Source organism: Rhizobium sp. 862_C5_N1_2, assembly GCF_051811205.1.
GTDB lineage: Bacteria > Pseudomonadota > Alphaproteobacteria > Rhizobiales > Rhizobiaceae > Rhizobium > Rhizobium leguminosarum.
In genome coordinates this window covers 2,934,692-2,949,463 of record NZ_JBPWPT010000001.1, presented here as the reverse complement: position 1 = coordinate 2,949,463, position 14,772 = coordinate 2,934,692, and the positions used below count along the sequence as shown (strand labels likewise).

At 56.7% G+C, this 14,772-nt stretch carries 14 protein-coding genes and 1 pseudogene; 6 read left to right on the top strand and 9 right to left on the bottom strand.

The features are described 5' to 3' along the window. Nucleotides 1-5: 5 nt before the first annotated feature. From ACD590_RS14835 to ACD590_RS14825, 3 genes are all read right to left on the bottom strand, one after another. Nucleotides 6-800 carry an SDR family NAD(P)-dependent oxidoreductase gene (locus ACD590_RS14835; protein WP_439002916.1) on the bottom strand — a complete coding sequence of 265 codons (795 nt, stop codon included), beginning with the start codon at nucleotides 798-800 and terminating at the stop codon, nucleotides 6-8. A 76-nt stretch (nucleotides 801-876) separates the two neighbouring features. Further along, the gene (locus ACD590_RS14830; RefSeq protein ID WP_439002914.1) at nucleotides 877-1,377 is read right to left on the bottom strand and encodes an SRPBCC domain-containing protein; all 501 of its coding nucleotides are present in this window, start codon (nucleotides 1,375-1,377) and stop codon (nucleotides 877-879) included. Nucleotides 1,378-1,380: 3 nt separating this feature from the next. Continuing rightward, a complete protein-coding gene (locus tag ACD590_RS14825; RefSeq protein WP_439002912.1) occupies nucleotides 1,381-1,983 on the bottom strand; it encodes an NADPH-dependent F420 reductase in 603 nt (200 codons plus the stop codon). A gap of 155 nt (nucleotides 1,984-2,138) precedes the next feature. Here ACD590_RS14825 and ACD590_RS14820 point away from each other — a divergent pair, with 155 nt between their 5' ends. Next, nucleotides 2,139-3,056: a LysR family transcriptional regulator gene (locus tag ACD590_RS14820; protein ID WP_130685730.1), complete on the top strand. Its 918-nt coding sequence runs from the start codon at nucleotides 2,139-2,141 to the stop codon at nucleotides 3,054-3,056. A gap of 57 nt (nucleotides 3,057-3,113) precedes the next feature. Here ACD590_RS14820 and ACD590_RS14815 read toward each other — a convergent pair. Beyond that, nucleotides 3,114-3,397: pseudogene (locus tag ACD590_RS14815) on the bottom strand (nuclear transport factor 2 family protein); the annotation flags it as partial. Between the two features lie 462 nt (nucleotides 3,398-3,859). Between ACD590_RS14815 and ACD590_RS14810 the strand changes: the two are divergent. Together ACD590_RS14810 and metB are read left to right on the top strand one after the other, a co-directional pair. Beyond that, entirely contained in the window at nucleotides 3,860-4,192 is a 333-nt protein-coding gene (locus tag ACD590_RS14810; RefSeq protein WP_439002909.1) for a hypothetical protein, read from the top strand. A gap of 384 nt (nucleotides 4,193-4,576) precedes the next feature. Then, nucleotides 4,577-5,734, top strand: coding sequence for a cystathionine gamma-synthase (metB, locus tag ACD590_RS14805; protein ID WP_439002908.1), 1,158 nt, complete (start codon nucleotides 4,577-4,579; stop codon nucleotides 5,732-5,734). Nucleotides 5,735-5,763: 29 nt separating this feature from the next. Here metB and ACD590_RS14800 read toward each other — a convergent pair whose 3' ends face one another. From ACD590_RS14800 to ACD590_RS14785, 4 genes are all read right to left on the bottom strand, one after another. Beyond that, the gene (locus ACD590_RS14800) at nucleotides 5,764-6,369 is read right to left on the bottom strand and encodes a Tim44/TimA family putative adaptor protein (RefSeq protein ID WP_439002907.1); all 606 of its coding nucleotides are present in this window, start codon (nucleotides 6,367-6,369) and stop codon (nucleotides 5,764-5,766) included. Between the two features lie 134 nt (nucleotides 6,370-6,503). Beyond that, nucleotides 6,504-6,809 (bottom strand): hypothetical protein, encoded by a 306-nt coding sequence (locus ACD590_RS14795; protein WP_439002906.1) that lies wholly within the window; start codon nucleotides 6,807-6,809, stop codon nucleotides 6,504-6,506. 415 nt (nucleotides 6,810-7,224) lie between these two features. Next, nucleotides 7,225-7,365 (bottom strand): hypothetical protein, encoded by a 141-nt coding sequence (locus ACD590_RS14790; protein WP_173883617.1) that lies wholly within the window; start codon nucleotides 7,363-7,365, stop codon nucleotides 7,225-7,227. A gap of 741 nt (nucleotides 7,366-8,106) precedes the next feature. Next, complete coding sequence (locus ACD590_RS14785) at nucleotides 8,107-8,475, bottom strand: DUF488 domain-containing protein (protein ID WP_138387130.1); 369 nt, start codon at nucleotides 8,473-8,475, stop codon at nucleotides 8,107-8,109. Nucleotides 8,476-8,615: 140 nt separating this feature from the next. On the opposite strand from ACD590_RS14785, the gene fsa reads away from it, so the two are divergent. Beyond that, nucleotides 8,616-9,272, top strand: a complete 657-nt coding sequence (gene fsa, locus ACD590_RS14780; protein WP_130685723.1) for a fructose-6-phosphate aldolase — start codon at nucleotides 8,616-8,618, stop codon at nucleotides 9,270-9,272. 495 nt (nucleotides 9,273-9,767) lie between these two features. Next, nucleotides 9,768-10,589, top strand: coding sequence for a universal stress protein (locus tag ACD590_RS14775; RefSeq protein WP_439002904.1), 822 nt, complete (start codon nucleotides 9,768-9,770; stop codon nucleotides 10,587-10,589). Nucleotides 10,590-10,792: 203 nt separating this feature from the next. On the opposite strand, the gene ACD590_RS14770 is transcribed toward ACD590_RS14775, so the two are convergent. Next, the gene (locus ACD590_RS14770; RefSeq protein WP_439003540.1) at nucleotides 10,793-11,326 is read right to left on the bottom strand and encodes a uracil-DNA glycosylase family protein; all 534 of its coding nucleotides are present in this window, start codon (nucleotides 11,324-11,326) and stop codon (nucleotides 10,793-10,795) included. Nucleotides 11,327-11,947: 621 nt separating this feature from the next. Here ACD590_RS14770 and ACD590_RS14765 point away from each other — a divergent pair. Next, on the top strand, nucleotides 11,948-14,446 hold the full coding sequence (locus ACD590_RS14765; protein WP_439002903.1) for an NAD-dependent epimerase/dehydratase family protein: 2,499 nt from the start codon (nucleotides 11,948-11,950) through the stop codon (nucleotides 14,444-14,446). Nucleotides 14,447-14,772 lie beyond the last annotated feature (326 nt).

Genomic DNA, 14,772 nt, shown 5'->3' with positions numbered 1-14,772 from the left:
CGGGGTCAGACGATCGAGCGAAGGACACCGCCATCGACACGCAACGCAGCGCCGCTTGTGCCGGATGCCTGTTCAGAGCAGACGTAAACGACCATGTTCGCGATCTCGTCCGTTGTCGTGAACCGGTTGATCAACGAGGTGGGACGCATCGTGTTGAGGAAGTTCTGTTCGGCTTCGTCCTGCGTGATGCCTTGTTCCCTGGCCGTCGCGGCCATCCAGTTACCCAAAATTTCGGAGCGGGTCGGTCCCGGTAGAACCGAGTTCACGGTGACGCCTGTTCCGCCAACCAACTCAGCAAGGCCCCGGGATACGGAAAGCTGAGCCGTTTTCGTCATCCCGTAGTCGATCATCTCTTTGGGGATGTTGACCGCCGACTCGCTGCTGATGAACACCACGCGACCCCAGCCACGCTTGACCATTCCGGGGACAAACTGACGGGCCGCGCGCACGCCGCTCATGACGTTGAGCTGGAACAGGTCGAGCCACTCCTCGTCGTTCTGGTCGAAGAAACCGTTGATATGCGCGGTGCCAAGATTGTTGATGAGGATATCGGCCTCATCGATCTGACCTGCCAGTAGGGTGGAACCCTCCGAAGTCGATAGGTCGGCAGCAACGCCACTAAATTCGGCGTCGGGAAAACGCCTGCGAAGTTCCTTCAACGCGTCGGTAACCCGCTGTTCTCCGCGCCCGTTGACGACAACTGCTGCACCTGCACGTGCCAGCCCTTCGGCAATTGCGAACCCAATGCCGGCAGTTGAGCCTGTGACGACGGCCTTGCGGCCGTTTAGTTCGATTTTCATGATGGGTGTCTCCTAGCGATATTGCGATTGCGAGATCAAGGGCACCGGGCGCGGCGGTCTGTTCGTCTACCGCGCGTCACACCTTTTGGGCGACCTCTGCTTCTGCAGCTTGAGCCAGTCGTTCGACCCACTCCTGGTGGTAGCTGTAGAGACCGCCAGGGTGCTTGCGTCCGAGCATGTCGAGGAACCACTCGCCCTGTTGCGTTTCCTCTGTCAGGACATGACATCCGCTTTCCGTGGGCGTGATAACCCAGCCGTGGTACGCGGTGGAACCCGTTTTGTCGTCGTCGACCGTCGTCGCCCAGGCCAGTCGCTCGTTTCGGACATACTCGGTTACGACAAGGCTCATTGGGTAGCCGACAGTTACGCGGCCGTATCTGGTTCCGAGCGCCAGTTCGGGCTCTCCCGACATAATCTTTACCTGGTCCTCGGCAGGGAAATAGCGTGACCAGTTCTCGGCGTCGATCAGCAATTTCCACACCACTTCCGGCGGCGCTTTCACATCGATGTCGTTGAGCGCGTAGATTGCCGATGTCTTCGGATCAAAGCGTTCTGGCCAGATGACATGATCGTACATCGATCAGCCCTCCTTCTTGAAGAAATCCTGGAATATAAGCGGTGCCCAAGTTTTATCCTGCGCCTGCACGAGCCGGCCGCCTTCCGCTATTTTGCCGAGGCTGACCGCAGCAAAGCCAAGCCGCCGGACGAGATTGGCGACCTCAGAGGTTGCTCCCTCGTCGTCGCTCGCCAGGAAGACCACACGCCGTCCCTCAGCAGTTTTGGGGTCTTGCGCTAGCACACCAGCTGGCAGGTGATTGAATGCCTTCACAAGTCGAGCGCCCAGCATTGCCTTCGCGACAAGGCTGGAGGACGGCTTGTTACCGAGATCGGATAGCGGTACGCCATAGGCATTGGTGACATCTATGATGGTCTTGCCCTTCCAATCGATCGCTGCCTTGGCGACGTCACGGTGTGCCCAGAAGGGTACGGCGAGAATGATGAAGTCGGCCTTGACCGCTTCTTCAATCGTGAGAGCGCGCAGCACCTCCCCGTGACCGCCCAGGACTGCGGCGACTGCATCCCTCCCTCGTGAGTTTGCAACACCCACCCTGATACCATTGCGAACGAACTGGCTTGCGAGCGCCATGCCGACGCTACCGCTGCCGATGATTGAATAGGTCATGATCACTTCCTGTGAACCGATGTTCCGTCTGTGCTGCCAGAGATTTTGCCCAAAGCAAATTTCGCTATGGCTGAGAACATATGGGCTGGCATCGTATCTGATAAGAGGATATATTGAGATGCAATATATCTCCAATAGAGATGGATTGTTCCGGGATGCTTGACGGGATTTCGCTTGACCAATTGCGAACGTTCATCGCGGCGGTGGACGAGGGGAGCTTTTCGGCCGCGGCCAGAAAGCTCAATCGCGTACAGTCGGCTGTCAGCGGCTGGGTCAGTGGCCTTGAATATCAGATTGGCGTCATGCTCTTTGATCGCTCTGGTAGGTTTCCGACGCTGACGCAGGAGGGTGTGCTTCTGCTTGCCGACGCCCGCAACGTCGTCGCTGGAGTGGACATGTTGAAGGCCAGGGCGAAACTGATGACCTCCGGGGTCGAGGCAGAGTTATCAGTCGTGATCGACGTGTTCTTCCCTACGGATGTCATAAGCGCTGTGGCGAAGGAGTTTGCGAAACGCTTCCCCCTGACACCATTGCGTCTGTTTGTCGAAGCTTTGGGAGCGGCATATCAGCCTGTCCTGGACGGCCGGTGCAGTCTTGGAATCTTGCCGCCACTGCCTCAACCGTTTCCGTCGCTCACCAGTGAGCGACTAGGCGAGCTACCCTTGGTTGCGGTTGCTTCGGCTTGTCATCCGCTAGCTGCCTATGGACAACGTATTCCCCGACATGAACTGGCAAAACATGTACAGCTTGTTCTCACTGATCGATCGGACCTCACTTCCGGTCGAGACTTTGCGGTGGCCTCGCCCTCGACGTGGCGGCTCGCAGACCTTTCCACCAAGCACGCGTTTCTCAAGGAGTGCGTGGGGTGGGGCGGCATGCCGCTGCATATGATTGAAAAGGACGTTGCCGACGGCACGCTTACGGTTCTGGACGTGGACGATATGCCACTTTCCGGTTTCATGTTGACGATGTCTGCGTTTCATAGGCCATCGCACCCCCCTGGGCCCGCAGGGAGATGGTTTGTCGATCAGGTGAAGTCGTTATGGCATGGCGCAGATGTCCTTCCGACCTGACCATTTCATATTTGGGTTGATTGATGAATGACGCAGGTCCTAATAGTGCTATGCGTGCTAATCCTTCGACGCCTGCGCCAGTGCCTGTGTATCGACGCACTTCCGGATTTTCGTCAGTTGCCGTTCCGGACAGTAATGGCAAATACCCAGTTGTCCTTCCACGGCTTGTTTGTGGCTTTGACTTTCCCGGTGGCGACGCCGATGACCATAACCCTGTCTCCCTGCGCCACGAGCTCAGGAGGCTCCGTGAACGAAGTTTCGATCGCCTCCGAAGCCGTCTGAAGCAAGTCTTCGAGTCCACGGCATCCGCGGTGGGTGCCAGCCAGCGGCCAGTCTTCGCCTGTCTTCGGCAGACAAGGCCAGCCCGACCTATCGCCGCGAAAAAAAGTCCTTCACGCTTGATATTCTCTCCGATTTTCATCGAAATCTCTCCGTCGATCTTTGACCACCGCCGCGACCCTGCCAAGGCGCGGGCGCTGACAGACCAGCTCGCATCAGGAGCGACAACAGGACATAGGGCTCCGTCCCAGCCGGAGAGATCCAGGGTGTTGCTCGGTTCTTGCCGTTGCACCAATAGAATTGGAGACAATGGACAAGCAAATTCGTTTGCTTACCAGGCATAACGGCATCAAACTGCGTGGTGATATCAAGAGGCGCACGACTAAAAAGCATTAGCATTCGTGCGCAGACTTGGACGCGATGTCGCGTTGGCTTTTGAACTCATCAGCACGACCGGCCGGATATGGCCCAGCAATGAGAACTAACCGGCGACCATAACACAGCGAAGCAAAAGGAGATGAGCCATGTCAACGTTGTCCTCGCACGCTTTCGATTCTGCCGTGCTCTCTCCATCTGCTCCTGCTAAGCACTACTCAAGGTTAATAAAGTTCGTCGACGAGATTGCCGAGCACGAGCCACACCAGGCCTCAACCACGGTGGATATCTATTCGGATGATAACAACGAGTGGTACTGCCAAGTTTGCCGCGGGGGACAAAAGACCCAGGCGATGGGTCCTTACACCAAGCGACAGGCAGAGCGAGTCCAAGACGCTCGCAGGACTAGGATAGCAACAAAGGGCACCGCTTGGCTGATCTTTGAGAAAACAGAAGAGGGCGAAAGTGACGAGAGCGGCTGAGTGGTAGTGTCAGTCAAGACCTCGCCCTGTTGAGGTGCTGGGGAAGTCCCGGAGAACTCGGGTAAACGATATCTTGTCGTCCACTGAGAACTCTAATAACGCGTCGGCTCCCGGATAGCGGCATTTTGCCAGACCTCATGCCTTCCGACGCATTATTCCTTGACTAAGCTCCTACAGCTTACGCGTCGTCACAAAAAGTAGGTCTGTTTCGAAAAGAATCTTGTAGTTCTTGCTGTCGAAGTTGTTGTCATTGGAAGAACGGGCATCCGAAGAGCGTGGAAGATCGCCCTCGGACGTGCCTCGCAACGAAGCCTTCGGCATTCAAATACAGGTGGTCTTTCGAACTGCCGGCGGCGACAAAATTCAAACGTATGGGAACGCGAGATGGCAAGAGCGAAGTCATATCGTACAATTGCGGTTGCCAATGGCATTGCGGCAGACAAAGCGTTTGGTGCGGTCACGCCCCCCCTTTACCTGTCCAGCAATTTCGCCTTTTCAAAATTTGAGCAGTCGCAGGATTATGAATATTCTCGAACCTCCAATCCGACGCGCGATGTTCTAGCTGATACCCTTGCTAAGCTGGAGGGCGGTTCAGGCGCTGTGGTCACACCTACGGGTATGTCGGCGATCCATCTTCTCCTTAGTCGCGTGCCGGCCGGTGGGCTTGTGGTCGCACCATATGATTGTTATGGCGGAACTTACCGTCTTCTTGCAGCCTTGAAGGAACGCCATCAGTTGGATGTCGTCTTCATTGACCAAAGCGATAGCGCTGCCCTCACAAGCGCAATTCAGAGAGAGCCCGCGCTAGTTTGGGTGGAAACGCCTAGCAACCCGCTCATGCGAGTGGTCGACATCCGCGGGATCGTCGAACTCGCGGGAGGATGGAACGTCAAAGTGGCGGTTGACAACACATTTCTCTCTCCCGCGCTTCAGCAGCCCCTGGGCCTTGGAGCGGACTACGTCGTCCATTCGACAACGAAATATCTCAATGGGCATTCAGACGTGGTCGGCGGCGCAATCGTTGCGTCCGATCCGTCTGAAGTCGAGGCCCTACGATCCTGGGCAAACATAACAGGCGCGACGGGATCGCCATTTGATTCATACCTAACTTTGCGTGGCATCCGAACTCTGTTTGCACGGGTTGAGCGGCAGCAGTCCACGGCGTTGGTCATAGCAGATTTTCTCCTCCAGCATCCGGCGGTCTCCGCGGTCCACTATCCGGGTCTGCCCTCTCATCCAGCACACGGCATCGCGGCGCGCCAGCAAAGAGGCTGGGGTGCGATGCTAAGCTTTGAATTGAAAGGTGGGATTGAAGCCGTTCGACCGTTTGTCGCTTCGCTCGGTATTTTCACGCTTGCTGAGTCGTTGGGAGGCGTCGAAAGCCTCGTTGCGCATCCGTCAACAATGACACATGCGGAGATGAGCGTCGAAACACGGAGACTGGCAGGCATCACGGATGGATTGTTGAGAATGTCAGTTGGGCTGGAGGCTGAAGAGGACCTGATTGACGACCTTACGCAGAGCCTGTCACTGATTGCCTAGAGGCAAGACCACCTCAACGTTGCGTGGTTTCAGGCAGTCGACAGCACCTGCCACGGCTGGTCAGGATTGGAAAGTTGCCGCGAGAACGTCCAGGTGTGATGCACCTGAACGACCTTCTTCGGGTCCCCGTCAATGATCGTATTTTCGCTCGATCGGGTAAAATGGACCACTTCGGGGGAGAACAGCACTGTCACGTGGACCCTCTCCGGTTCAACGGCGACACCCAAGATTGTCGGTGAGGGATCGCTGATCAGGATGAATTCCGAGAACTCGCGTCGTGATTGGCGCGATTCAATCTCCTGCTCGAAAGTTACAAGTACAGTGGCGTCCAGCAACGGACGCAATGTCTGAAGATCGCCAGCGATGAAAGCTTTAGTCACTATTTCATAGGTGTTCGCTGCATGGCTCAGGAAGTCTTCGGCAGTGAAGTCCGGATCGATATCGTGCAATACGTTTAGTGCCGACCGGGTCAGAGGTGTGCTCTCTGCATCCCGCAGTGCCAACTGTTGCTTTTTGGTTTCGCTCAGGTCGCTAGACGTTTTGTAATTCTGTGAAGCCAAGTTCACGAGCATCCAGTAGAACAGGAACAAGGAAACGAGGTAGATAGTATTATTGAGGTTGATGGACTCGGTCACGGGATTGCCTCCAACGGATTTCTGCATGCCTCCTCTCACTTAATGATCGGCAGCGAAGAAACTTGGTGGCGTGGTGGTGGAGAGGAGGGATACCATTCCAGTGTCGTCGAACCGCTGGGACACTTGCTGCACTCCTACAGGAGATCTTTGCCGTCGGGCCCCACAAACTCGATACGAAAACCCTGAGCCCGTGCGCTTTTGATAAATCGATCCGCGCTCAAGACATCAACGGTGATCCTTCCGCCCAGACAGTGACCGAACGGTTGACTTAGTTCCGTGCGAACCCAGGCATCGGCTCTTTCCGAGCGGATGGAAATCTCCCACTGATCGACCGTTTTGTGATCGAGCGCGAGATCGCAGTTGCTGTGTTGCGGCGCAGGGCATGCCGCTCCTGAATGCTGCGCTTCGCTTTTCCGTGAACGATTGAAATCGGTGGGCATCGAGACGCTCCTGCCTGTTCCTAAGCCATCAAGATCTCTTCGGCGGGACTGAGATCACTATCTGTTGTGATGATGTCTTTGGCTGCGGGACATCATTCTCCGGTCATTTCTCCGCCGAAGTATCGGATGCGCATAACACCTCACGCGGTGCTTGTGACGGCATGTCGCATTGCTGGTGGGATAGACGCGCAGCGCCGCTGCGCATCATCGTCAACCGTCGATAGCAACCAATCTGTGCTGCTTTTCAAGGATATGCAAACGGAACTTATTGCTGGTTAACCACAAAAATATTGCATTAAAAATGGAGCGGTGGCCAGGCGCGCGCCTTATGTGACGAATGCAGGAATACACCATCCGTAGAATGTTTGGTCGCGATAGTTTGTCATTCCCGCCGTTTCAGTTCGATGGCGAATGGCTAAACGAACATCATTACGACGATCGCGCCGATGACGATCATGACAAGCCCCCCTATCAACATGGGCAACAGACTGTTGCCCTGATCGACCTCCGAGTTTATTTGCTTTGTTACCGGCTCGTCGTCAGTTGATTTATTCATGCTTGCCTCCATTCGAGAATACCTGCGGCGGTCCGTAGTGCCTCGCCAGCATAAGCGGGTGACGGATGTCTCTCTCCTCCAGCCGATGCGGGGCGGGCTCTCCCTTATTCATCAGCTGACCAAGCGGCTCCGATCCTACACTGACGCCTATACCCGCCGTCCGCGTGCTACGCCGGAACCGGGGCACGATAGCTCCATCGAAGAATCCCTGGGGCGTCAGCGCCAAGTCAGCAAAGCGTGCAGCGATCAAGGATCATCTGGAAGAGGGGCATCGCTTCGCCAAACATTCTCGGCATCGTCGCCAGGTACAGTCCACGTTATACCGGTCTTAAAGACTCTGACCGACACCTAAGAACTGGGTTGCCCGGCATCGAAGGACCGTAAGGTTGCACCCCGACGGTTCACATTTCCAGATCTAGTTCGAGCCCACAATCCCCAGGTAAATGAACATTGTCAATACCGGATTCCGGCGGCTCCTATCCAGCGACATTCGCGCGCGAAACGGTTTTAGATCATGAAAACTGCACTAAACCGCTGCTTAAATTCATTTGTCTGTTGCTGGGCAGATGATAGGCTTGCATTCAATTGGCTGGGCTGACGCTTGCATACTTTGGCCGGAGAGCAAAAATCATCAGCTTGTTTTCACTGCATGTGAGGATCAGTCAGCTTGGCAATCCTTAGCAAAATCCACGGCGTCCTCGATGCTGAGGACGACACGGACACAATCGGAACATGATCTCGCTATCGTTGTTTCAGCAGCATCTCCTCGAGGACGACGGCGTCGTTATGCGTCTCGTCATGAGCCGAGTAGACGAGCGTGACCGTGCCCTCCGCCATCAGCGCGCGCAATCGGTCGAGTTCGTCACCATGCTCTTCAATTTCCGCCATATACCGCCGGCGGAATTCGACCCAGCGGGCTGGATCATGTCCGAACCATTTCCGAAGATCGGTGCTTGGCGCGAGCTCCTTCAACCAGTGATCGATCGCCGCTTCGGACTTCTTGATCCCGCGCGGCCACAGCCGATCAACCAACACGCGGATGCCGTCGTCGGCGGTCGGGGTCTCGTATGCCCGTTTCAATTTCACTCTGTCGGAGATTTGTTTAGTCATCGACTTCGATCCTCGCTGTCCGTTGTTTTAAAGCATATAGGATGAGTAATCACGACTGCGAGAGTAATATCAGCCCCTGAACCAGGATAAAGAACTCCATTTATCAATTGATGGAGGTATTGACCTTGAGGAGAAGGACAATGAAGTTTTTCATCGATACAGCCGATACTGCTGAAATCAGCGAGCTCGCCGCGGCGGGCTTTGTCGACGGAGTAACCACAAATCCTTCGCTGATCGCAAAGACCGGCCGACCGTTCAAGGATGTGATCAAGGAAATCTGCCAATTAATCGACGGCCCGGTTTCAGCGGAAGTTACGGCGAAAGACGTCGAAGGCATGATCGCCGAGGGAGAGCTCTTGGCGAGCATTGCTGCCAACGTGGCCGTCAAGGTGCCATCTACGTGGGATGGATTCATGGCTTGCCGGGCACTCAGCACGCGCGGGCTGACGGTCAACGTTACCCTCTGCTTTTCAGCCAACCAAGCGCTGCTCGCCGCCAAAGCGGGCGCGACCTTCATTTCCCCATTCGTCGGAAGGCTCGATGATCTAGGGTTGAATGGCATGGAGGTCGTCCGAGAAATCCGCACAATTTATGACAACGATAAATCCTTGAAAACGGAAATTCTGGCGTCTTCAATTCGCACGGCTCTGCATGTGAAGGAGGCCGCGATGGCTGGCGCAGACATTGCGACCGTGCCGCCGGCGGTGCTTAGAAACCTCGCCAAACACCCGCTGACAGAGAAGGGTTTAGCATCCTTCCTCGCCGACTGGGATAAGACAGGGCAGGCGATCCTGTGATCGCTCAACATGGCATCGTTGACAAATTCAGCAACCATCGCAGCTGACGCAATCCCCGCGCCGAAGCTCGTCGGGTGTATTGATGAGGCAATCGCTGCAACGTCCAATAGTGTGCTGCGGGGCTGCGAGGCGGCCGATCATGCCTGCTTTGGTCTCACGCTGCTCGATGTTCCAAAAAGGTGTGACCTGTTCCTCGGCCGCGGACAATTCCGGGTGCCGAGAACAGTCCGACGGCAGTTCATCTTTCGGTCGCCAACAGTTCACAACTTAGGAGAGCCCGGACGGCCGACGAATCGGAGGTGCCTGTCTCTAATATTCGGCGGTCGCAAAACGATATTTTCCGTCAGTTGCGGCACCCTTTTCTACACAAAAATTGCACTAAACCGGTGATTAAAATCGTTTGCGCGATGCCGAGTAAAGGGGAAAACTAGCGCATATCCCGCTTTGGATCCGCACTCTCCCCGCGCCGCTTGCTCGTTCATGGACGGAAGTCAAATGACCTACAAGTCAATCGTACTCAATCTCAACATCGACGGTATGGTTGCCCCTGTCATTAAGCTCGGTGTCGAGCTGGCCCGGCGGTTCGATGCGGTCTTGATTGGATTTTCGGCTGCCGATGTTCCGCCGCCCGTCGTGATGGAAGGAGGGACGACCTTCGAAGATGAAAGCATGACGCGCCAGCTTCAGAATATCGAACGACGGATTGAGGACATTCGCGCGGAATTCGGAGGTCTTGCTGGCACAGCGGTTGAGACGGAATGGCGTGGTGCGGTAGGCAATCCGACCCGTTTGCTGATCAACGTGGCGTGTGCGGCCGATCTCATCGTCACCGCGTCGCCCGAGAGTGTCTTTTCTGGCAACGTTCATCGCTCCCCTGATCTAGGCAATCTCATCATTCAGTCAGGACGACCTGTATTCGTCGCCGCGGCCGATCAGAAAAGTATCCGGCTCAACAAAGTCATTGTTGGGTGGAAGAATACGCGTGAAGCCAGGCGTGCTGTTGTCGACGCCATGCCATTTCTGCGACTAGCTCAGGAGGTTCGTATCATTACGATCAACGAAAAGGCCACTGATGCGATTTGGAACAGCCTGAACGATGTTGTCGCCTTCCTTTCCCGCCACGGCGTACAGGCGAAGGTGGAGATATTTCCGGAAAAATCTGACGGTGGAACGATCGTCGATGTGGCCGATGCAATGGATGCGGACCTGATCATATCCGGCGGCTACGGCCACAGCAGATTGAGGGAGTGGATTTTCGGTGGGGCGACCCGCTCGCTGCTCGAAAATGACCGGTTGAATCGGGTCATGTCGCATTGATCACTTGTGCCGTGGGTGCTCGACCGCGGGGGTCATGACTGAAAAAGATCTGAGTTCAGAGTTTCGGTGCGGCAAAATCGTTTTCCTCTGCCCGACAATCCGGGTGACTACATTCCGCGCAGAGCGATGACGAAGCGGTTAGAGGTCGGGAATCGGGTGAGTTGGAACACCAGGACTACCCGCCGAGTTGATCGATAGAGTCATCATGACGCCGGCTCGTTAGGGGTAGAAGCGCCGCCCAATATGGCAGCAATCTGGTTGCGTAGATGAGGAGCCAGCTCCTCCTCGAACCAAGGGTTGCGGCGCAGCCAGACTGTACTGCGCCACGAGGGATGAGGCAGCGGGATCACTGCGGGACCATGAACGCGCCATGCGCGGACGGTCGCGGTCATCGAACGTCCGGAAGCGTGTTGCAACGCCCACCGTTGAGCGTAACCGCCGACCAGAAGCGTCAGTTCCACTTTCGGAAGACACGCCAGGAGCGACCGTCGCCAGAGCGCGGCGCAACGCGGCGGTGGCGGGTAGTCGCCGCCTTTGGGATTGGTCCCCGGGAAGCAAAAAGCCATAGGGGCCACGCAAATTCGCGGGTCTGTATAGAACGCATCGCGATCCAACCCAAGCCACTGGCGCAAGCGATCGCCCGAGGGATCATCGAATGGAAGACCGCTCTCATGCACGCGTCGTCCCGGTGCCTGGCCGCAGATCAAGAGGCGCGTCTCAGTGGTTACCTCAACCACCGGGCGTGGTTCGTGGCCGAATTCCGTAGCACATGCCCGACACGCACGGATTCTCGAAAGCAACGTGTCAAGTTGCGCCTCTTCCAACCCTGTGCGTGTTTGGCGGCTCGGCAGGTCGAATTTAGTTGCAGCAGTCTCCACCGTCGCTCCGGTCCTATTGCCGCTCTGCTCTCTGATCGGTGCAGGCTGGCCAATTAAGAATGTAGGAACTTGAGTTGGATTCGACCAGCTGCCACCTGCGCCGCGCGACCGTTCGCCACGCCGGTCTGAGTTCGTGAGCAGGTTTGGCGACGCGACAGAAATCCTTGGTAGCGAGGGAGTCTTAGCCACAAGATTGTTGTATTCAAATTCGAATTAAAATCGTTTTTGTTGGGGGATCAGATGCCATACGCTCGGTCTAAGGCCTTGAGCGAATGACGTCTTGTGGCGAAGCGCTGCCTACCGGATTGGCCCTCGTCGTGCTCGTCAAATTGCGGGCGCTTCCTGTCCGACAAAGTCGCACCGCACGATGAGACTGCTTGTGACTGTGTGGCAGGACCACGGCAGACAGATTCCAGATCGTACTGACGCGGTTGTCTGGCCGCCTTGGCTTTGCCTGGAGCGAAATCAAGGTTTAACATCATGTCAGCGGCTTCCACCTTTGCAACAGTCACCGATACACGGCCCGTTATTCTGATTACTGGTGGAACCGGGAACCTCGGACGTTCGATCGCTCGAGCGCTTGGTCCGGATTACCGCATCGTTGCACTCGATCGGAAGGCACATGATGCAGACATCCCGGTATTTGAATTCGACATTAGTTCTGACGCTTCCGTCGAGCTCGCCCTTCATAGATTCCGCGATATGTTCCGCGAGCGTATCGCCAGCGTCATCCATCTCATTGCCTTCTTTGACTTTTCCGGCGAAGACGACCCGCGTTACCAATCCGTCAACGTGGAGGGTACTCGTCGCCTTCTGAGCTCGTTGCAACGATTCGATGTTGGGCAGTTCGTCTACGCAAGCACCATGCTCGTGCACGCACCTTGCAGCCCTGGAGAGCGCATTGACGAGCGCCAGCCGATTGATCCGCGCTGGGCATACCCGAAATCAAAAGCCGCGGCCGAAGAAGTGGTCCGCGCCGAGCACGGAAAAATCCCATACGTCATTCTGCGGCTGGCAGGCGTTTACGATGAGCGCACAATGGTGCCGACGATGGCCAACCAAATTGCACGAGTTTACGAGCGGGAATTCCAGAGCTACTTCTATTCCGGCAGCACCCTTGTTGGCCAATCAATGCTCCATCGCGAAGATATGGTCGACGCCTTCCGGCGCGCCGTCGAGCTCCGCGCAGAGTTGCCGCTGGAAACTGAGGTCCTGATCGGGGAGCCAGATGCGATTGGCTACGATGCTCTCCAGGACAAACTTGGCTATCACCTTCATGGCAAAGACGATTGGCCAACACTGCGGTTGCCAAAGTTCTTGGCCGCGGCGGGCGCGTGGATGCAAGGTAGGCTGGAGCCACTGATACCGGATGTCATCGATCAGGGTGAGGAACCATTCATCAAGCCGTTCATGGTTGGCATGGCCGATGACCACTACGCGCTCGACATTCGGCGCGCGCGCGACCTGCTTGGCTGGGAGCCGAGACATCGGTTGACTGACGAACTGCCCCGGCTCATCGCCACGCTCAAGGCCGACCCCGCCGACTGGTATGACGCCAATCGCGTTGCACCTCCGGCGTGGTTCGGCGAGGCCGCGGCTGCCGGAAAAAACGCTGAACTTTTGAGGGCTCAGCGCAAAACACGGATCAAAACTGAGCACGGCGCGAGCCGCTGGGCGCATTTCGTCAATATCGGCCTCGGCACCTGGCTTCTCACGCAGCCGCCGCTGATAGACGTTTCGGAGCCGCTTCTGCGCAGGAGCGAAATGGCACTCGGCGTCGCGCTCATCGTCTGCGCCGCGCTGGCGTTGTCTTGGCGCGCGTCGTGGGCGCGCTGGCTCTGCGCCGGCATCGGCGCTGTGGTCATGGCTGTACCGTTCGTGTTTTCGACGGCGAACGCCACAGCGTATCTCTCCGACACGCTCGTTGGGGCGCTGATCTTCGGCTTTGCGGTCTGCACCAAACCCGAGCCCGGTCCTTCGGCGGTGGCCGCGCTGACCGGTCCGAGCGTCCCCCCCGGGTGGAGCTACAACCCGTCCGCCTGGACCCAGCGCTTGCCCATCATCGTGCTGGCCCTGATTGGCCTATATGTTTCGCGATATCTCGCCGGTTACCAGCTTGGCTATATTTCGGAGGTTTGGGACCCATTTTTTGCTGGCTCGCCCTCTGATCCGCAAAACGGCACCGAGGAGATTATCACTTCCTCGGTTTCGAAAGCCTGGCCGGTCTCCGACGCAGCCGTCGGCGGTTACGCTTATCTGCTCGAGATTCTCACTGGCATCGTCGGCTCGCGCATGCGCTGGCGTACGATGCCGTGGCTGGTCGTGCTGTTCGGCCTGATGATCGCACCGCTCGGTATCACTTCGATCGCGTTCATTATCATTCAGCCGGTTGTCATCGGCACGTGGAGCACCATCGCGCTGATCGGGGCGGCGGCAGTCCTTGTGCAGATTCCCTATTCGCTCGACGAACTGCTGGCGACGCTGCAATTCATGCGTCGCCGGATCAAAGCAGGCCGGAACTGGCTGCGCGTGCTCCTTTTTGGCGACACCGACGAAGTGCCGGAGAGCGGGGCGGATCAACCCTTCCAGGACGAGTTCGACCGCTCGCCGGGTGCCGTGTTGAAGAGTATGATTGGAGGCGGTGTCAGTCTCCCGTGGGCTCTGGCTCTTTCTGCGTTGATCGGCCTGTTCTTGCTTTTCACGCGCCTGACGCTCGGTGCTGAAGGGAACATGGCGGATGCGGACCATGTGATCGGCGCGCTTGTTCTGACCGTAATTTCGATCGCTGCCGCGGAAGTCGCGCGGCCGGCTCGGTACCTGAATGTGCTTCTAGGGTGCGCACTATTCATCACGCCGTTCGTCTTTGAAGCGAGCCTTGTTGGGACCCTCGCGAGCATCGCGGCCGGGGCCGCCTTGATCTTGCTCAGCGTGTGTCGAACTCCAATAAGAGAGCGTTACGGGAATTGGAATCCTTATTGAGTGGAGCGCCGTCCTGCTGCATAATTCTCCCGACTTAGCAAATGCCACTAGACGGCTTAGGATGGCGACTGGGCCGTCATCGTTAGGGGTGGAAAAACGGTGCCGGACAAGACCACGTCAGATTCTCCGGAAAGGGAGCGCCAAGCCGCCGCCGCACGTACTCGTTTTGAGAAAGCTACATTGGAAATAGCCTCAGAGCACCGCTTCGGTGGACCCAATGCGGTATCTACAGAGACAGAGATCGGGATAATGGAAGAGGCCACTCGGCTCGTAAGGGAAGCTCGTGAGGGCGAATAGCAATCTGGCTCTTATGGGATTTGCTACAT